An 18,651-nucleotide genomic window follows, 5' to 3' on the forward strand; every position below is an offset into this window, starting at 1 on the left:
ATTCCTGTTCACTGCGCCTGCCTCGAACGGTGTTGGGCGGGCTGGGTTGCCGCGTTCGCGTCCACGGCGGCGAGGCGGCGACACCACTCCCAGTGGTGGTCCGGGGCGGGCGGTTTCCCTTACGCCCGGGGTCTCGAGGTGCGGTCCGATGCCCCACACGATGACTCCCTTCTTCTACCGCCACCGTGACCTGGTCGAATGCGTTCACGCCACCACCCTCGTGGGGAAGGGGGCGGCAGCTTGGGAGAGCCGCGCGCCGCTGTGCGCCGCGGTCGAGTCGCGAAGGGTTCCGGCGCGTTCGCCGACACGGGCACGTAGCAGTCACGCCCAGGGGTGAGCGCGGTGGACGCAGGCACAGTGGTACTGCTCAACTGATCAGGCAACGGGCTTCCTTGGTCGTGCTGGGTGTCGTAGCCGCGTCACTACCAAGGGGCCCGTTCTTCCATGCCCACCGCCGCGCCCGCACCTCTGTCCAGATGATCACCCGCACCGCACAGCTCGAACGAAATCCGGTTTGCCACAACGCACTTAGAGGTCATCTCGTTTGGGCCGCCGTTCCTGCCAGCGCGGTTGGCCTCTCACATGCCGCGGTCTGGGCCGTACCAAGGCTCGGGGCGTTCGTCGGCGGACATCGGCAGGTGCTGCATTTGCACAGGGCCTGGATAGAAGGCTGCGCTGTTGGGACCGGTCATGTCTTCGCCGATGAGATAGCGGTAGAGCCATTCGGCGAAGCTCATGTGGTGCTCTGCCCACGTTTCGTCGTAGCTCACCAGGAGCCTGGGGGCACTGGTGGCAGCGATGAGGAAGATTGTCTCTCCGCGGTCGGTGCTCGCGATTGGCCACAGCCCGTTGCGGGTGCCGAAGCTCAACTCGGCGAGTCCGAAGAGCTGGCGCGGGTCCTCGTCCGCGTCGAGATCGAGCTCGTCCCAGGGCACCTCGGACCATGCTTGGATGCCGCTTCGAATCTCCTGGCCCAGGTTCCATTCCTCGGTCGCCGGATGATTGAGGTACAGATGGCCATTGAGCTGGATCGGGGCGTAGGCGTCGACCAGGACGCGGTAGTCGGGCGGCAGTTGTATGCCGAGATCTGCGTGGAGACGGTCCCAAGCAGCAGGGTCCGCAAAGCGGTTCTGGGCCGGGCCGAGCATCGCCATGACGGCGGGCAGGTAGTCGGTCATGCAGTCCTCGATGGTGTGTGCCCGGCTCGGTCCTCCGCGGCAGACCGGCGTCGTAATGGGCCGCACTCTACGGATCACGTCGCGGTGATGGCCTTCGCCAGTCTGCGGTAGCAGATCAGGGCGGCGGCGATTCCGGCGACGGCGAGGAAGTGTTCTGCCTTGCGTTCATGGCGACGGTGCAAGCGGCGGCACCCAGCGAGCCACGCGACCGTGCGTTCCACGGTCCAACGGTAGCGGCCCAACCGCTGTGAGGACTCGGTGCCCTTGCGGGCAATGCGCGGGATGATGTTCCGGGTGCGGAGCCATCCACGCAGGTGGTCGTAGTCGTAGCCCTTGTCGGCGTGGAGCTTGTCGGGCCGTCGCCGGCGTGGTCCGCGGTAGGAGCGGATTGGCGGGATGCCCCGCACCAGGGGTTCCAGCCCTTGGTTGTCATGGGTGTTCGCAGCGGAGATGCCTATCGACAGGGGCAGACCGGTCCGCTCGGTGATCAAGTGGATCTTCGAGCCCTTCTTTGCGGCGATCTACGGGATTCGGACCCGTCAGATCCCCCCTTTCACCGCCCGCATGTTTACCGAGTCGATCGCGCAGCGCGACCAATCCAACTCTCCTCGCGCACCAAGTTCGTCCAGCACCAGGCGGTGGAGCTTGCCCCAGACCCGAGCCCGGCTCCACTCGGTGAACCGCCGGTGCGCGGTCGGACCGGACGGCCCGAAGCCCGACGGTAGTTGGCGCCACGTACAGCCCGTCGTGGCCACGAACAAGATGGCCGCCAGTACCTGCCGGTCCCCATATCTGCGTCGGCCCCCACCCTGGGGCCGTACCGGAGCGGCCGGTACCACTCGTTGGAACAACTCCCACAACCCGTCCGGCACCAGTCGCTCCACCATCGCCATCACTACCGCCTGCCTAGAGACCAAGCCAGTTGAGACGACCTCTTGACCTCGCCGCACCTTCTCCCTCTTTGGCCGCGCATCGGCGCAGCGGCGGCCCGGTTGATGATCCCGGCACCGCCTCACAGGAATCGCACAGATTAGCGGCGCGTCGGCGGGGCGTTAGCAACGCCGGACAGAGTGCGGCGGACAGGAAGTAGGCCGGGTGCATCACCGCGGGCCGTGATGCCTGTGATCCCCGTGTGCTGTGCGGGGCCTGGACTTTCGGGAGTCTGTATGCGGCTTACACCTCTTCGTCTCGTCGTCGCCGGTACCGCGTTGTCGTTGTCGGTGGGAGGGCTGGTGATGGGCACCGGGTACGCGGCGCAGAGCGCCACCTGCTCGCAGGCCTACCTGCCGCTGCCGGATCCCTCCTGCACCCCCGGTGCCTACAACCCGGACGTGACCCAGTCCACGATCGACTCCACCATCTGCGTATCCGGCTGGACGGCCACCGTGCGCCCGTCCACGTCCTACACCAACGCACTGAAAATCAAGCAGATAGCCCAATACAGCTACTCCGACACCTCCACGGCCGACTACGAGGAAGACCACCAGGTGCCCCTCGAACTCGGCGGGTCACCCAAGGCCGCAGCCAACCTGTGGCCGGAACCGCGCTACGGAACCAAGACGGCCGGCAACAAGGACGCCGTCGAGAACAAACTCAAAAAGGCCGTGTGCAACGACACCGTGACCCTGTCCGCCGCCCGCAAAGCAATCGCCACCAACTGGACCACCGCCCTGGCCAAACTCGGACTGAGCTAACGCAGCTCCCCCCGCCCCGCAGGTCCGCGGCGGACACTGCGGCCCGACGGTGCTGAACGGGTGAGGGCCTTCCGGATCCGGTACGGACCGCAACATCCACGCCCCGCATCCAGAAGGCCCTTCCACCACCGGCGTCTGGTCTCGAACGAGTCGTCTGGCCCCAGCGAATCCGCCGTCTCCGAAGTGCCTTGGTCATTGCAACACCCCTCAGGGTCATCTCAGGGTCAGGTGTTGCGACCACCTCTAGAACCCAAGCCGTCGTACCGGGGTCGCTGAATGACGTCACAGCCACGTCGGCGCCCTCGCGGCCCGACCGCCACCAGACGCCTGCCGAAGTTACGTCAGGTCGAGCCCGCCGGTCAGCAGAGGGTGGCGGCGAGGTGGACGCTGGGGCGTGTCAGCGACAGCGGCTACGTTGACCCCATGAGCTGGGACGTCTTCATCATGCGGTTTCCACCCGAAGCCGAGTCGATAGATCAGATCGCCGACGACTGGCCCCCCCGTTACCTTTTTCATGGTTCCGCAATGGGGCCTCCGGCCTTCAGGCCCGGCATGACTTCCCCCCCTTGTTGTTCATGATCCGGGGGGTGGTGTCACCGGGTCCGGAGGCATCGACGGACCGCTGATGAGGGGCTTGAGCACCGGCTTCACCCAGGCCGGAGGAGCTCTCCGTAACGTGGATGTGGCAGCTCGGTGCCGAGGCAAGGTCGGACGAAAGCGTGATGGAGGGGCCTGCACGTGATCGACACCGGCGACATCGACGTCTTCCTCGGCCTGGACGTCGGCAAGGGCGAACACCACGCCACCGCCGTCACCCCGACCGGGAAGAAGTCGTTCGACAAGCGCCTGCCCAACACCGAACCCAAGCTCCGCGAGCTGTTCGCGAAACTCCAGGCCAAGCACGGAACCGTCCTCGTGGTCGTCGACCAGCCGGGCCTCGATCGAGGCATTACCTCTGGCAGTGGCCCGCGACATGGGCTGCCCCGTCGCCTACCTGCCTGGCCTGACGATGCGGCGGATCGCCGACCTCTACCCCGGCGAGGCCAAGACCGATGCGAGGGACGCGTTCATCATCGCGGACGCCGCCCGCGCGATGCCGACGGGGCGCGGACCCGTGTGCCCGAGAGGTGTAAGGAGACCGCCAGGCCACCCCACGCCGGTTCAGAAGCTGAGCTCTGGCTTCGTTGAAGGCGGCTGGCTTTGCTTCTGGCTCGAGAGCCGGTCGGGCTCATGGTCGCCCCGACCGTGACGGCGCGAACTGGACCACCGACAACGTGGACGCGCCGGCCGCGCGGACCGATGAGTCCGGCAGCCGGAGGCCGCTAACTCGACCCTCCGGGCGGAACAGGGCCAGCGAGACGGGACGGCCCGGAAGGGCGGGCGCGCAGTGTGGCGCGCAGTGGTGCGGAGGGATGGAGCTGTAGACCGACCGTGAGGGCCGGCTCTTCTGGGGCGACGTCCACATGAAAGCGCTGGGCTAGTGTCGCGACGACCAATGTCGCCTCTACCAGGGCGAACCGTGCGCCGAGACAGCCGCGCCGGCCCCCTCCGAACGGAAACCAGGCATGCGGTGGCACGCTCTGGTGGGCGTTGTCGTCCCAGCGTTCGGGGCGGAAGGCTGTGGGGTCGGGGAACCAGCGGGCGTCCCTGTGCGTCGCCCATGGGCTGCACCAGACCGTGGTCCCGGCCGGGATCAGGGTCCCGCCGAGGGTGGCCCCGTCCCGTGCCACCCTCGGCGGGATCATCCACGCCGGCGGGTAGAGCCGCAGGGCTTCCTTGACGACTTGCTGGGTCCAGCTCAGCTGCTCGTAGTCGTCATGGGCAGGGGGACGCCCGTCGAGTACGCGGTCAAGCTCCGCGGCAAGCTGACTCCGGGCGTCCGGGGAGGTAGACAGGAGGTACCACGTCCAGGTCAACGTGGTTGCCGTGGCCGCGTGTCCGGCGACCCAGAGCGTCACCGCTTCGTCCCGCACCTCCGTGGTCGTGAGCGGGCGCCCTTCCTCGTCCCGGGCTGCAAGCAGCCTGCTGAGCAGGTCCCCGCCGTCGTGGCCTCCGTCTTCTGAGACCTGTCGGGCGTGGATGAACCGATCGATCTCGGTATCGACGGTCGCGACGGCTTCGATCAGGCGTCGGCGAGCGGGGGTGCGCACCCAGGGTGGCAGGAAGAGCCCGATGCTCCGTAGCTCGTCGCCGATCTCTCGCTCGGCAACGGCCATCGCGTCCGCCAGTTCCTGGGCCTGGTCGCCGACATCGTTGCCGAAGAGGGTGCGAACCACGACCCGCTGGGAGAGTTGCTGCATCTCCCGCAGCACATCGATCTGGCTGCCTTCCTGCCAGCGGTCGGCAAGTGCCACGGCGCAGTCGACCATCGTCGTCGCGTATCGGCGTACCTGGGAGGGGCGGACAGTGGGCTGGACGAGGGATCGCTTGCGGCGCCAGTCAGCCCCCTTGCTGCGCATGACGCCGTTGCCGACCAGTCGTTTGAACGCCCAGCCGGCCTCGAAAATCTCGAAGTGTCCTTCGTCGCTTCCCAGCAGCTGCGCGATGTGCTCGGGGTGGGCGAGGGACATGATCCGCATCGGGCCGAGCGACCAGGTCACAACGTCCCCGAAGTCGTCGCGCAGACGCTCCAGGAACGCCAACGGGTCGCTGCCGAAAGCGGGAAGGCTGCCCAGCAGCGGCAGTCCGCGGGGGCCGGCAAGGGGATGGAACGGAACAGTGGGCACTCCGGGCCAACGAACAGCATCGTGAACGGTTCCGCGGCAGAGAAGCAGTGCTGCAACTCTCACCCTCAGGTGAAGTCTGGCCATGAGCCCGCTCAGCGTTCGCGAGCCTCTGCCGCTCGCGGACGCTTCGGTGGACGCCGTGTTCGCGCACATGCTGCTCTGCATGGCGCTGTCCACCCAGGAGATCCATGCCCTGGTCGCCGAAGTGCGACGGGTACTGCCGCCGGGCGGCTCCTTCGTCTACACCGTCCGCCACACCGGAGATGCCCACTACCGGGCCGGGACCGGGCACGGAGACGACATCTGGGAACACGGCGGCTTCGCCGTCCATTTCTTCCCCCGCTCCCTGGTCGACGACCTGGCCAAGAGCTGGACTTCGGACCAGGTCGCCGCGTTCGAGGAAGGCGGCCTCCCCCGGCGGCTGCGGCGCGTCACGCAGACCGTCCCCCTGTGAGTACCGCCTCAAGGATCAGCACTGTCCAATCTCGGCTGCGCGGAGCCCGGTGGCGGGCGGGAGATTCACGGATGCCGCGCTCGCCCCTGTCGCCGCTGGTCACCGAAGGTATTCGGCGTGGTGCGGGGTCCAGGCGGCGGGTGAGGTGGCCAAGGGCGAGCAAGGCGAAGACATCGGCGAGCGCGGGGACGGTGAAGCCGAACGGGCGGGGTCCGATCGAGTCCGGAATGCTGGCGATCGATCCGTCGGGGCGTTGCTGGGTGAGCAGGTAGGCGGCGCCCCGGATGGCGGGGCCGGGGGTGTTCTGGGTGCTGAGGGCCGTCAGGGCGTAGGCGGTGCTCAGCGCGTCGCTCGCGTCGCCGTCCTGCTGGCCCCACCCACCGTCCGCGTTCTGGGAATCTGCCAACAGGTTCACGGCCTTTCCGATGATGTGCTGCGCGGGGCTGTCGGGGCTGATGCGGGGGCGGCGGGAGGCCGCGAGGACGGCGCGGGAGACGGTGTGCAGACGGCTGCTGCTCCAGTCCGGCGGAAAGGAGCCGTCGGGGCGCTGATGGGAGGCGAGGTAGGCCAGGGCTGTTTCGAACTCATGGCGGTATGCCGGGCCCTGGGTGCTGAGGGCGTTGGCTGCGGCGGCGGTCATGCAGGCTTCCGATGGCGCGCCGGGCAGGTAGGTCGGGAAGCCGCCGTCCGCGCCGCGAAGGGCGTGCAGCGCGCCCAGTGCGCGGCGCAGCGGTACGCCGTAGGCGCCGGGGCCGGCCAGGTGGAGGACTTCGACGGCCACCGAGGTGCAGTCCACGTCCGGGAGTTGGACGCCCTCGGTATAGGACCAGCCGCCCGCGGGATGCTGGAGGGCCACCAGACGCCGGGCGATGAGGTCCACGACAGGTGCGCCGGCTCCGGCTGCGTGCAGGGCGACCCCGGCGGTGGCGGTCACCCAGGTGTCCTCGTCACAGATGAACGGCACCCCGCCGTCGGGCCGCTGATGCTGCAGTACGGTCCGCACCCCCTCGACGACCAGCCGGTACTGACCGGGGAGGGGTAGCAGCGCGTGCAGGACCGACAGGTGGATGAGGAGGTTGGCCTCCCAGACCGTCCCGGGGCGCTGCGTGGAGCACATCAGTTTCAGGTCGCGTGGGTCGACCATGCGGTGTCCGTGGGCGTGGGCGAGGATCGTTTTGACGGCGGTGATCTGGACGCGTGCCCAGGTGTGCAGACCGTGCGAACTGAACGCCTCGGGGGCGGGGGTCTCGTCGGCCGGGGCGACGCCCAGGAGCATCAGGACGGCGTGCAACAAGGCGCGTTTGCGGGGGCCGCTGAAGTCCGGGGCCCGGGCGAGGAACCGATCCACATCCAGCAGGTCGGCCGGATCGGGCCTGTGGTGCAGGGCGGCCCGGGCCAGGAGCCGGTCCAGCGGTTCGGGAGAGTCGCAGTGCGGGGTCAGGTAGGCGGCCAGACGGCTGCGGGCGGCGGGCTCCAGGCGGGTTCGCTCCAGCAGGGCCAGCAGCAGTGCGGATTCCAGGACGCGGCTGTGGCACTGACTGTGCAGTGTTCCGTCCGGCCGGATCATTTCTATGAGGTGGGAATGCAAACGTGCGGTGGCCTGTGCCAGGCGGCCAGGAAGCGCGGATCGGGGCCAGCGGGGCAGGCCCGTGGTAGGGGCAGCGATTCTCATCGGGTCCGTTCCCTTGCATCGTCGTATCGCTGGTGCGCCGGTCTGAGAGGTTCTTGCACGTCAGGGCGGCGGTTCTGACACCCACGGCAGCGAGGGCGTCCCGGGATCGGGGGTGAAGCGCCCGGTGCCGGCCAGCCAGTGCAGCGTGGCGGCCATGAACGTCTGCGTCAGATCCACGTAGCGGCACACGTCCTCCTGCCACTCAGGGGGCACACCCTGGCCCGCGCGCAGAGCGGTGGCCATGGCACGGAAGTCCCTGCGGCGCTCGGCGGTCATGGCAGCCGCCCGTGCACGGGCCACGATCAGGGAGCAGCCGTCCTGCCGGGCGAGGACGGTCACCAGGTTGTCCTGACCGGTGACCGCGTCGTCGGCCACCGAAGCCAGGTCGTTCGCCCATCCCGCGACATCGGCCAACGTCCGCCGCAGCTCGCCCAGTCGGGCACTGAGCTGTGCGCATTCCACCCACGGGGCACTGCCGGTGCGTTCCAGCACGTCGAGAAGAGGCAGCAGGGTGATCGTTCGGCAACGCAACCGCACATACGGCTCGAACGACAGATGGACACCGTGACGGCGCAGGGCCGCCTCCTCCTCGGTCGCGTCCAGGAAGTCGGTGTAATCCGCAGTGAAACGCTCCTTCCACCGGGCGGACATCCCCTCGGCCGTGCGCTCCCACAGCCCCCTCAGTACGACGGCATGCGTGGAGGTCGGCGTGGGCAGTAGCCCACCGTCGGCGGCCAGGACCGCGCGCAACGGAGCTGTGAACTCCTCCACCTCGCCGGGGAGCAGCCCCAGGCCCCACCGGTCGATCAGGTCGTCCACAAGGCAGATGAACACCGCCCATTGGGCCGTCAGCGCCACGTCCTGCGCACGGGCCTGCGGCAGGGCGGCTTCAGCGAGCACCTCCAGCCTCATCGCGGCAAGCCGCCGCTCCTCCCCCTCATCCACCACCAGACCCACGGTCCGAGCCCACCGCACCATCGCCCCGGACCCGGAGCCCACCCAGACTGACTTCCGGTCGTCCATGCCCCCACGGTGACCGAACCGCTCCCCGGCCGGCAGGGCCAGACACCTGAATTAGCCCGTATAGGTGATCACCACCTTTGCCCCGTCTCTCACAGCGGGAGGCGGCAGCAGAAAGGGCGGCACCCAAGCGCTGCACCTGCCTGGGGCGCACCGCAGGGGCGGGCTTCGACGGGCGTGACGTGAGCGATCTCCGTCATCGTGCGCTCTACGGCCCTGCCACGGGCAAGGAGCGGCGTGATCGTCTGCGGCCACCGGCCGTGTGGCCGCGCCGGGTTGGCCCCCTTGCCTGGCAGGCAGGCTTCCCGGCGTGGTCGCAGCCCACGGCAGGGCAGCGGGCCTGCCGATGGCTGGTGATCCTGGACGGAGGCCGACCGGTGCCGGGACTATTCCGGTACCGGTGCCGAGCCGGATACCGCGACGCCGGCCTTGCGGAAGTCGTTCAGCGCGTCAGCGGTTGTGTGCGGGGCGACCCCGACCGAGTAGTCCAGGCGTACGCGTGCGCGAAAGCCCGCCGCGACGGCGTCCAGGGCGGTCGCACGCACACAGTGATCCGTCGCGATGCCCACCACATCGACCTTCTTGACCCCACGGACGTGCAGCCACTCCGCCAGAGAGGTTCCCTCCGCGTCCGCGCCTTCGAAGCCGCTCTTGGAGGCACTGTGGGCGCCCTTGAAGAACACGGCGTGCACCTTGCCGTCCGCGACGACAGGAGCGAAATGAGGATGGAATTCAGATCCTTCGCCTCCTGCCACGCAGTGGACGGGGAAGCTGTCCTGGAAGTCCGGGTTCTCGGAGAAGTGGCTGCCCGGATCGATGTGATGATCCCGGGTGGCCACCACGTACTGGTAGTCACGCCCCACACTCCGCTCAACCAGTTCCGCGATCGCCGAGGCGACCCGCGCACCTCCAGCGACGGGAACGCTGCCTCCTTCGCAGAAGTCGTTCTGCACATCCACGACGATCAAACCTCGACTCATCACGAACCCCTTCCAGAGCTGTGGAACGCAGCAAAGAAACCGCTTCGGACATCTGAACTACAGGCCACTGACTGCCCCACGGGCGAAACGCGGCCTGCCGTCACCCGCCCGGACGAACAGATTCACCGCAGGATCGATTCGCGTGTCCGTCGATGCCCGGGGAGCCAGGACGTTCTGCACGCGCCCGACTGAGGAGGCACCGCCGGGGACGTCGCTGATCGATCCGGGACAAGCGCCCGATGCGGCGCAGAACCCGGCGAGCGGCGTCGGATTCACCCTTACGTGGCCGTCCGGCACGGCAAAACGGTGCGTCACGTTCCAATCGGTAGCGTGCGGCGCATCGCTGCTCGGACAGCGTGTCCGCGCCGCCCGGCGCGGACTGCCCATTCGGGGTTCTGACCGCGATTCCGTGAAGGATCTTGAAGTCGCTCGGCCCGGTGCGATCCGTCCGGAGCCGCCTGGTTGGATGACCGTATGACGGATTGGTCGGCACTCACCGACGCCTGCGGCCCCGCGGATCACGTGCATGGTCTCTTGGACCGGTTCGAGGCCGATCCGAGCGGTGTGTGGTCCGAGCTGATGGACCACCTGTGTCCGCAACTGGATACTGCCTTCACCGCCAGCTTCGCAGCGCTTCCGCGCTTGGCCGAGATCGCAACCGCGGGCAGCCCGGAGACCCTGGGCTGGGTGCTGCTCGCGGCAGGGGCAATCGCTTCCTGTTCGCCCGGGCTGTCCGAGCCCGACAGCCCCCTGACGGTCTTTTCGGCTCCGATTGCGGTTCTGCACGAGCTCACCGATCGCCGCCTGAGCCGGACGGCTGAGGCCGAGGAATACGTGAACCTGCTGCAGGCCCTGCTCTCCTTCGAGGGCGTCGAGATCTGGGACCGCTCCCTGGACGGCCTGCAGACTGGGGAGTATGAGGTCGACTGCTCCTACTGCGGTGTCAACATGTTCGTGGTGATCGGGCAGGACGACTCCTTCTGTTGCACCGACGACGTCACGCTGCAAGAAGTGCAGAAGTCACCCCTCCAACCGGCGCGAGTGCAGGAGCTGGTGGAGCTGCCGCAGAGGCTGTTCACGCGGGCAATGGCGGACGGCCAGGAGGGGCTGGCTCATGGCGTCCGTTACCTGTTCGGGCGAGCCGCCTGCCCGGGCTGCGGGACCGACCTCTCGGTGGCCGAGCGGGTGGTGGCCGGCTGGATTCCGTGATCTGCGTGGACGCTCCTGTATGTTCTTCCGGACTCGGAGAGGGTGAACTTCCCGGGAGCCTAAGGGGGGCGATCGTGGCTGGTGAGCGGCTTGATGCCGAGTGGCTCCGCAGCTGGTGTGAGCAGGCGGATGCGGCGCTCGCGGAGCTGATGCAGTCGTTCCAACTACGGAACGGCTTCGAGGCGGGTAGCAACGTGGTCGTGCTCGCTACGGAGAAGAGCCACCAGGCCGCCGACGCGCTCGTGGAGCTGACGCCGATTCCCTCGGACCTGACCACGATGTACTGGGTGATCGACGAGGTCTCCCTGCCCGATGTGGAGAACGCCTACTTCGTCCATCCTGCCTCGCTGGTCGCGGACCACTTCCGTGAGTACGGGGCCGTCCAGATCGACGGGCAAGAGCTTGCCCTGGTCTTCGCCAGCGACGGCGGCGGTCATCTGTTCGCACTGGCAGGATCCGGGCGGGTCTGGAGATCGACCACCGCCTCGTGGCTCGATCAGTTCGACCTCGCTGCGGCCGGTCTTCAGGAGTTCTTCGAAGGGCTCTCCCGGCAGATCAGCGGCCAGCTCTGACTGCTGTTCGAAGGGCGAGTCGGCTCAAGCCGGGTGAGAATCCGGATCCTCAGGAGCCGGAACGAGGCCCGGCCGTACATGGCTCTCTTAATCGTCTTCACCCTGTTGACGTGACCCTCGACGATGCCAGAGCTCCAGACGAGGGTCAGGCCGGCGGTCACCGCGTCGAGGTCCTGGCGGAGGAACCCGGCGAAGCGGCGGATCGGGCCGGGGCCGTCCTGCTCGGCCTGGCGGATCCAGTCGAGCAGAAGTTGGCCGCGGCGGTTGCGGACCAGGTCGCGGAAGACGCGGGCGAGGTCGCAGGCCCTGGCAATGTCCGGGCAGGCGAGTCGGACCTGGTCGAGTTGCTCGACCTCGTCGGCGCTGAGCCGGTCGCGGTCGCGCATGATCCAGGAGGTGACCTTGCGCGGGCTCGGTGCGGCGGCGCGGGCCGGTTCGGTGGTGCCGGCTCGCAGCGCGGCGAGGTGCTTGCGGACGACCTGGACGCTGCCTCGGTAGCCGCGTTCGGCGATCTCGCGGAACAGCCGAGTTCCGCTCGTGCACCCAGCGGCGAAGCGGGAGTTGAGGTAGGGCTTGAGCGGCTCCAGCACGCCGTCGGGGCGGCGGTCGCGGGCGGAGGCGAGCAGGAGGTCCAGGTCGGTGTCCTTGAACCTGCGCACGGTCTTACGGTCCAGGCCCAGGTGGCGGGCGATCGCGCTGATCGTCCAGCCCTGGTCCAGCAGCCGGTGCACATCGGTGTGCCGGTGGCGGGTGCGCTCGACCATCGCCGTCTTCGGCAGCGCGGGCGGCGGCAGGTCGACCAGGATGGGCTCCGGCGGGTCCTCGGCCTCGGTCGGCGCTTCGTCGTCGAGGCGTTTGCGCAGGCAGGAGCAGTGCTGGTGGCAGGTCTTCTCTAGCGCCGCCGACAGGTTCTGCAGCAGGTGCCAGCGGTCTGCGACCTCCAGGGCGTCGGGTGCGGCCTGCTTGACGGCCTTGGTGTAGGCGCTGGCGCGGTCGCGGCAGATGATCTCCGCCCCCGGGTGGGCGGTCAGCCAGGCCGCGAAGGTCTCGGACGTGCGGTCGGGCAGGACGTCCACGACTCGACCAGTCTCGACGTCGACCAGGATGGTGCCGTACCGGCGGCCGCGGCGGAACGCGAACTCATCCACCCCGAGGACGCGCGGAGCCCGCTCCGGCACCGGTGGTTCCTCCAACAGTTCCAGCAGACGGGTCCGCCCGGCCGACAGGTGAAGCTTGCGACACAGCCGCTCGCCGGCCCGTCCGCCGAGCTCGGCGGACACTGTCGTCAGCCACTCCTTCAACCCCAGGCTGGCCCGGCGATGAGGCTCCGTCAGCCGGTCCACCTGCTCGACGGAAGTCCGACGGCCACACGACTTCCGGTCGCAGAAGAACCGCCGGACCCGCAACCGCACCACCAACCTCTGCCCACCCAGCGGCCGTTCGGATAGCCGACGGCGATAGGTCGAGTGCACCCTCCGCCCTCGCCATCGGCAGCCCGGGCAAGACGGTGGCTGTCCGCTCGCCGCGGCGTCGACGAACAGCACCGCGGCGGTGACGCTCACACCCTCCAGGCGCACATCGATCCCGGGAAACAGCACATCTTCGATCGAGCAGACCCCCACGACCGAGAACTGCCCCGAGCGAACGTTCCTGCATTCGCCACCTGATCTAGGGATTCACGCTGATCCGGTCAGAGCCATATTCGGAGGCATTCCCCATGACCACCCTCGGTGGCGTACTCCCCCAGGTCGGGCAGGAGATCCCCTGCTCCAGCTACGCGGTCAACGTACCGCTGCAGATCAAGAAGAAGCTCGCTGTCAACCCCGTTTGCTGACAGGCACCGCGATGTACCGCGCCCCGCGCTTCGGCCTCGTCCCCGCCCCTCCGGGGAGAGTGGACGTGGCGGGCCGTGGAACTTGCCCCGGCCCGCCTCCTCACCTTGCTCAGGGCAGGGACCACCAGTTGACCCACAGTTCGGAGTCATCGGTGATGAGGAATGCGTAGGGGCGTTGCGCGGCGTTGGCGCTGTTGGCTTCGTAGGTGACGGTTGACGCCACCTGTAGGTCAGTTCTGACTCCACCCGGTGCCTAAGGGGTGTCCCGCAACTGCTGGTCACGGGTGAGATGATCTTGGTGTGGCTGGTGTGATCACGGCGTCAGAGCCGTCTTGGATACGTCCGTTCACCGGGCTGAGCCCGCGTTGCTTCGGCAAGTTGGTGACCGCGGTGCAGCGCGAGAGTGCAGCCGAACCACGGACGGGGCGTCCGTGGGGCCCTCCGCTTGAGGACCGTATTCTCTTGGTCGCGGCCTACTGGCGCACCAACCTGACCATGCGCCAATTGGCCCTATTGTTCGGGATTTCGAAGTCGGCGGCCGACCGGATCATCGACCACATCGGCCCTCTGCTGGCCTTGCCAGCCCGACGCCGGTTCGCGAGGGGCACTGTGCTGATCGTTGACGGGACGTTGGTGCCCACCCGCGATCACGCGGTGGCCAAGCAGTCGAAGAACTATCGGTACTCCACCAATCACCAGGTCGTCATCGATGCCGACACCCGCCTGGTCGTTGTGGTCGGACGGCCGCTGCCGGGCAACCGGAACGACTGCAAAGCGTGGGAGGAATCGGGGGCCAAGACAGCGGTCGGCCGGACGACCGTGATAGCTGATGGCGGCTATCCAGGGACCGGATTGATCATGCCGCACCGCCGCACCCGGGGCGAGGAACTGCCCGACTGGAAGCGGGAGCACAACCGGTCACACAAGCAGGTGCGTGCACGAGTGGAGCACGTCTTTGCCCGGATGAAGACCTGGAAGATCCTCCGCGACTGCCGGCTCAAGGGCGACGGCGTCCACCACGCCATGCGCGGCATCGCCCGCCTGCACAATCTCAACCTTGCTGGATAGGACCATGGCCGAACTCAGGCAGGTCTCTCACCCGCGTCCGCCAGCGGGGCGCGGCGTGTGCCGCGGCCACTGCGCGCCCACCTGTTCCACAACAGCGGCCCGGAACGCTTCCAAAAGGACGCATCCGGGATACGTCCCAAACGCTCCGTACTTCCAGCGGTAGTAGCACGACCAGTAGCTCACCACTCGCCGCTCCGTGCGCGCAAAGAAGGCCGGATTCCGAGCGATGAACTCCCCGTAGAGTCGGCGCTGGGCCGAGCCCGGGACCGCGAGCTCGGGAAGCCCCCGGCCGATCGCCTCAAGGATCTCCAACACGTATTCGCCGGCCAACTGCACCACGAACGGGACCACCCACGGCTCGCCCGACGCCACAATCTGCTCAAGGTGCCGTTGGCGGACCCGGCCATCACTGTGCCGGGAGTACAGGCAGTGCAAAATCACCTGCTGGGTTCCGGCCAGGGGCCGCTTCAAGTCGGCGCCCGGCTCCTCGTTGTAGATGCGCGAGGGGATGACGACGGTCTCGCCCTGCACCTCGACCTCGAAGGGCATCATCGGCGCGAGCCTGGCCTCCGGCATGACCGCCAGGACGCTCTGCACGTCACTGGCAAGACGGGTCGGAAATGCTGCCACCAGGGCGTGGGCGACGTTCGACGGATCCCGAGGCAGCTGCACAACAGGAGGATAGGCGGCGAACCTCTCGGTCTCTCAACCGCACGCCTCAACGTTGCGGGACAGCTTAGGGGACCCGATTTTGTAGGTGAGAAATGACTCCACCTGCGGGCCCGCTGCGACGGATTGGGCCCGTGCCGGGGCAGAGCCTGTTTCTGAACTCTGGGACTCGCGAGCGCATCCCGTCCGCAGGCGATGCGTTGGACAAGCCATGGGACGAAACCAGCGGGGTCGGCTGAGGTACGGGGCGCGTGTGCGGCTGTCGGCGAGGTTGATCACAGCGGGCGGTTGTCCGGAGCGGCGTGGTGTGGTGGGGCGGAGCCGGTCGCGGCGTGAACAATTCACCGAAGGCGACGGCCCGGCCGCTGGGCAGTGCAGCCGGATCGCCCCTCGGGTGTCCGGGCTGTGCAGCACAATGAGTCGCATGACAAGACTTCGCATCGCGCTCGCCAACCTCGAAATTCCCGAGAATCCAGAAGACTCCGTGGTGCGAGCTGAGCGCGCGGTCAGAGCCGCTGCTGCTGCCGACGCGCGTATCGTGTGCTTCCCGGAAGCGTACGTGCCGGGCTTCCCATGGCCGCCGCAATCGCGTAAGGCCGTGAGCGCCGACTTCTTGGAAGCTGCGCACGAGCGCATCGCCCGGGCCGCGCGGGAGAGCCACATCTACGTGGTGCTCGGTACGGAGCGGTACGTTTCCGACAAGCCACGTCTGACCACGCTCGTACTTCGACCCGACGGCGATCGAGCGGGTTATCAGGACAAGGTGCAGCTCGACCCAGCAGAAGATTCCACATACGAGGCGGGCAGCGACCGCCGGATATTCGACGTCGACGGCGTCCGCTTCGGCATCGTGATTTGCCACGAGGGCTTTCGCTATCCGGAGACGGTACGCTGGGCCGTTTGCAACGGCGCCCAGTTGGTGTTCCACCCGCACTATAACGAAGCAGAGCCCGGCGCGTTTCAGCCAACTGAATTCGCCGACCCGAGAAACTCCTTCCACGAGAAGGCATTTCTATGTCGCGCAGCCGAGAACAATTGCTACGTCGCCGCCGTCAACTGCGCGAGCCCGGGATCGCCCACGACATCCGCCGTAGTGCGGCCGGACGGCATGCTGCTTAGCCATCAGCCTTACGGAAAGCCCGGGCTGTTGGTCTGCGACATCGATCCCGCCGAAGCCACGCCACTGCTCGCGCAACGCCTGAAAACTTCTTCTTGAGTTGTCGAGCAGGGTTCGGTTGAATCGTTCGACCCTGCCGTTTGACTGGGGTCAGTGCCGCACGGCCCACAGATACGGACACCTCGAAGAAGGGGGCCTCCGAGGCAGCTGACCCAGCCTGACGGGGAACGATCACACACCTCACGGGAAACGACCTACAAAGCGCCGAGACGTCCCTGATCAGAGGCACTCGTGAACACCCGGGCGTGCGCGTCAACGCCTCGCCGGCCGGGCAAAAGGGCGCCGACGTGCCCGGCCCCGTAGGGGACGGCGCCGTCTTCGTCAGCCCGCGGCGGCCCGGGCGGCCTGCTGTTCGGCGCGGGCGCGGGTGGCGGCCAGCCGGTAGGAGTCGGTGCCGGTTTCGATGATGTTGCCGCCGAACGTCAATCGGTCCACGATCGCCGCGCAGAGCCTGGGATCTGTGAACGTCTTGGTCCAGCCGCCAAAGGATTCGTTGGAGGCGATCGCCACAGAATTCTTTTCCTCACGCTCCGTCAATACCTGGAACAGCAGCTCCGCCCCGCGACGATCAAGCTCCATATAGCCGAGTTCATCAATGCACAAAAGATCGACGCGGCCGTAGCGGGCGATGGTCTTGGCCAGCAGCTTCTCGTCGGCCGCCTCCACCAGCTCGTTGACGAGCTTGGTGGCCAGCACGTACTTGACCCGGTACTCGTGCATCGCCGCCTCGGTGCCCAGCGCGATGAGCAGATGGGACTTGCCGGTGCCGCTGTCGCCGATCAGGCACAGCGGGAGGCCCTTCTTGACCCAGTCGCACTTGGCGAGGGTGTGGATGGCGGCCGGGTCGATGACGGGGTTGGCGTCGAAGTCGAACTGCCGGATCGATTTCTCGCGCGGAAAGCCGGCCGCCTTGATCCGGCGTTCCGAGCGGCGCCGTGCCCGGTCGTCGCATTCGGACAGCAGCAGTTCGGCCAGGAACCCGCGGTAGGTCATCTGGTCGCGGCCGGCGGCTTCTGCCGGCTCGGGGTACTGGGGGCGGATGCAGGGCTGATGCGTTCTCAGCAGGTGATCTTGAGGAGTGCGGTGGCGTAGTCGGGGCGTGACCGGTAGTGGTCGGCTGCGGCGGCGATGTTGGTCCAGCCGGCCTGGCGCATCAGGCCGATGGCGAGGTTGCGCAGGGTTGCCATGGTGCGGGGCGCGCTGCCGGTGCGGATCTTGGAGGCGTCCTCGGTGAATGTCACGTCTCTCACGTGGTGCAGGGCCTCCACGGACCAGTGGCCCTGGATGAGTTCGGCCAGGCGGGCGGGGCCGGCCTGGCCGGGGGTGAGGCTGGTGACGGCGTAGACCGTCTTCGTCTGGACCTTGCCGGTCTTGGTGTTGACCCGGCGTCGCTTGATCTCGATGGCCTGGACGGCGTGCGGGAACAGCAGCGCGGCTTCGACGGTGCACACCTTCAGCCGCCGGACCTCGCGACGTCCGTGCCCGGCGGTGCGGGTGCGGTCCAGCAACGGCATCTGCCGCCAGGGCAGGAGGCGCAGTTGCCGGCGCAGCTTCTTCTGGTTGCCCTTGACGACCAGGAGGTAGTGCCCGCCGGCGGCGACGATCTTCTTCGCGGTCTTTCGCTGGGTGTGCATGGCGTCGGCGGTGACGACCACGCCGCGCAGGTCGAACCGGGCCAGCAGTGGGGCCATGGCCGGGATCTCGTTGCCGTCCTCGCAGTGGCGCGCGAGGATGTTGATCAGGGAGGATGGCACGCGGACGCGACTCCAGGACGGTCTTCGCTCTCAGAAGCCTTGATCATCTGGCGTCGCGTCTCTTGCTTCCACTCCGGCAAACCGCCCACCAGGCCCCAGAGCCAACGAACTGGCCTACCCCGCCAGCTGAGAACGCATCAACCCTGCCTGCTCATATGCGCCAAGCAGCCCGCGACCGCCTGATCGGGACTTCCGTTCGATCGGCAAACCCCAAAATCGGCACAACAACAGCTACTTACTCTACCGGCACGGTTGTCGGGCGCTTGGTTTCCCAGACGAGTCTGAGGATGAAGTTTCCCTCTCCGGCAGTTTTGGCGATCACTGCCCCCGCTTCAGCATTGATCTTCACTCCAAGCTCCAACTCGATGGTGCTCGGCCGGACGGACAGCGTCGTGAGGCGGTCAAGCGCGACCTCGGCTGCGGCCCGGACCTGGTCGAAGCTTTCTGAGAGCGAGCGCATGGCCGTGGCCGCGATCTCCCCTGGCCGCGCGGCGCGGACGATACCGACGTCGGCGGAGTCCACCTCCACCGCCACGTGAGCCCTCGGAGCCATACCCTCCTCCGTGGGGCCGGAGGGCGGCGGGTAGATCGGGGTGATTATGAGCCTGGTCTCGGCGGACATGGACATCGCTTTCTATTTCTGT

Annotated in this window: 16 protein-coding genes and 2 pseudogenes; 7 read left to right on the plus strand and 11 right to left on the minus strand. The window is 67.7% G+C overall.

Annotated elements, in window-relative coordinates:
- Nucleotides 1-578: 578 nt before the first annotated feature.
- Nucleotides 579-1,178 carry an SMI1/KNR4 family protein gene (locus OG607_RS09025; protein WP_405720980.1) on the minus strand — a complete coding sequence of 200 codons (600 nt, stop codon included), beginning with the start codon at nt 1,176-1,178 and terminating at the stop codon, nt 579-581.
- Nucleotides 1,179-1,252: 74 nt separating this feature from the next.
- Nucleotides 1,253-2,065 (minus strand): annotated as a pseudogene (locus OG607_RS09030) (IS5 family transposase).
- A 348-nt stretch (nt 2,066-2,413) separates the two neighbouring features.
- Between OG607_RS09030 and OG607_RS09035 the strand changes: the two are divergent.
- Nucleotides 2,414-2,872, plus strand: coding sequence for a hypothetical protein (locus tag OG607_RS09035; RefSeq protein WP_405720983.1), 459 nt, complete (start codon nt 2,414-2,416; stop codon nt 2,870-2,872).
- Between the two features lie 741 nt (nt 2,873-3,613).
- A pseudogene (locus OG607_RS09040) lies at nt 3,614-3,971 on the plus strand (IS110 family transposase); the annotation flags it as partial.
- 223 nt (nt 3,972-4,194) lie between these two features.
- Here the strand turns inward: OG607_RS09040 and OG607_RS09045 are convergent.
- Complete coding sequence (locus OG607_RS09045; RefSeq protein ID WP_405720986.1) at nt 4,195-5,598, minus strand: cytochrome P450; 1,404 nt, start codon at nt 5,596-5,598, stop codon at nt 4,195-4,197.
- Nucleotides 5,599-5,680: 82 nt separating this feature from the next.
- Here OG607_RS09045 and OG607_RS09050 point away from each other — a divergent pair, with 82 nt between their 5' ends.
- Nucleotides 5,681-6,052, plus strand: coding sequence for a methyltransferase domain-containing protein (locus OG607_RS09050; RefSeq protein ID WP_405720989.1), 372 nt, complete (start codon nt 5,681-5,683; stop codon nt 6,050-6,052).
- Here OG607_RS09050 and OG607_RS09055 read toward each other — a convergent pair.
- The 3 genes from OG607_RS09055 to OG607_RS09065 all read right to left on the minus strand — a co-directional run bounded on the left by OG607_RS09055 (nt 6,030) and on the right by OG607_RS09065 (nt 9,724).
- Complete coding sequence (locus tag OG607_RS09055; RefSeq protein ID WP_405720992.1) at nt 6,030-7,619, minus strand: prenyltransferase/squalene oxidase repeat-containing protein; 1,590 nt, start codon at nt 7,617-7,619, stop codon at nt 6,030-6,032. The genes OG607_RS09050 and OG607_RS09055 overlap by 23 nt on opposite strands.
- A 165-nt stretch (nt 7,620-7,784) precedes the next feature.
- Nucleotides 7,785-8,672 carry a terpene synthase family protein gene (locus OG607_RS09060; protein WP_405720996.1) on the minus strand — a complete coding sequence of 296 codons (888 nt, stop codon included), beginning with the start codon at nt 8,670-8,672 and terminating at the stop codon, nt 7,785-7,787.
- Nucleotides 8,673-9,130: 458 nt separating this feature from the next.
- Complete coding sequence (locus tag OG607_RS09065; protein ID WP_405720999.1) at nt 9,131-9,724, minus strand: isochorismatase family protein; 594 nt, start codon at nt 9,722-9,724, stop codon at nt 9,131-9,133.
- A 474-nt stretch (nt 9,725-10,198) separates the two neighbouring features.
- Between OG607_RS09065 and OG607_RS09070 the strand changes: the two genes are divergently transcribed.
- Together OG607_RS09070 and OG607_RS09075 are read left to right on the plus strand one after the other, a co-directional pair.
- A complete protein-coding gene (locus tag OG607_RS09070; RefSeq protein ID WP_405721002.1) occupies nt 10,199-10,933 on the plus strand; it encodes a hypothetical protein in 735 nt (244 codons plus the stop codon).
- Nucleotides 10,934-11,007: 74 nt separating this feature from the next.
- Nucleotides 11,008-11,505 carry a hypothetical protein gene (locus OG607_RS09075; protein ID WP_405721005.1) on the plus strand — a complete coding sequence of 166 codons (498 nt, stop codon included), beginning with the start codon at nt 11,008-11,010 and terminating at the stop codon, nt 11,503-11,505.
- Here OG607_RS09075 and OG607_RS09080 read toward each other — a convergent pair.
- Nucleotides 11,457-13,127, minus strand: coding sequence for an ISL3 family transposase (locus OG607_RS09080; protein WP_405721008.1), 1,671 nt, complete (start codon nt 13,125-13,127; stop codon nt 11,457-11,459). The two genes, OG607_RS09075 and OG607_RS09080, sit on opposite strands and share 49 nt — an antisense overlap.
- A gap of 512 nt (nt 13,128-13,639) precedes the next feature.
- On the opposite strand from OG607_RS09080, the gene OG607_RS09085 reads away from it, so the two are divergent.
- Nucleotides 13,640-14,407: a transposase gene (locus OG607_RS09085; RefSeq protein ID WP_405721011.1), complete on the plus strand. Its 768-nt coding sequence runs from the start codon at nt 13,640-13,642 to the stop codon at nt 14,405-14,407.
- Nucleotides 14,408-14,434: 27 nt separating this feature from the next.
- Here the strand turns inward: OG607_RS09085 and OG607_RS09090 are convergent, their stop codons facing one another.
- Entirely contained in the window at nt 14,435-15,079 is a 645-nt protein-coding gene (locus OG607_RS09090) for a hypothetical protein (protein ID WP_405721014.1), read from the minus strand.
- 421 nt (nt 15,080-15,500) lie between these two features.
- On the opposite strand from OG607_RS09090, the gene OG607_RS09095 reads away from it, so the two are divergent.
- The gene (locus tag OG607_RS09095; RefSeq protein WP_405721017.1) at nt 15,501-16,292 is read left to right on the plus strand and encodes a carbon-nitrogen hydrolase family protein; all 792 of its coding nucleotides are present in this window, start codon (nt 15,501-15,503) and stop codon (nt 16,290-16,292) included.
- Nucleotides 16,293-16,574: 282 nt separating this feature from the next.
- On the opposite strand, the gene istB is transcribed toward OG607_RS09095, so the two are convergent.
- From istB to OG607_RS09110, 3 genes are all read right to left on the minus strand, one after another.
- On the minus strand, nt 16,575-17,318 hold the full coding sequence (gene istB, locus OG607_RS09100) for an IS21-like element helper ATPase IstB (RefSeq protein WP_405736637.1): 744 nt from the start codon (nt 17,316-17,318) through the stop codon (nt 16,575-16,577).
- Nucleotides 17,312-18,007: an ISAs1 family transposase gene (locus tag OG607_RS09105; protein ID WP_405721020.1), complete on the minus strand. Its 696-nt coding sequence runs from the start codon at nt 18,005-18,007 to the stop codon at nt 17,312-17,314. Before OG607_RS09105 ends, istB begins: the two co-directional genes overlap by 7 nt.
- 235 nt (nt 18,008-18,242) lie before the next feature.
- Complete coding sequence (locus OG607_RS09110) at nt 18,243-18,629, minus strand: CU044_2847 family protein (protein ID WP_405721022.1); 387 nt, start codon at nt 18,627-18,629, stop codon at nt 18,243-18,245.
- Nucleotides 18,630-18,651 lie beyond the last annotated feature (22 nt).

The sequence above is a fragment of the Streptomyces sp. NBC_01537 genome (genome assembly GCF_045040445.1).
Taxonomy (GTDB): domain Bacteria; phylum Actinomycetota; class Actinomycetes; order Streptomycetales; family Streptomycetaceae; genus Actinacidiphila.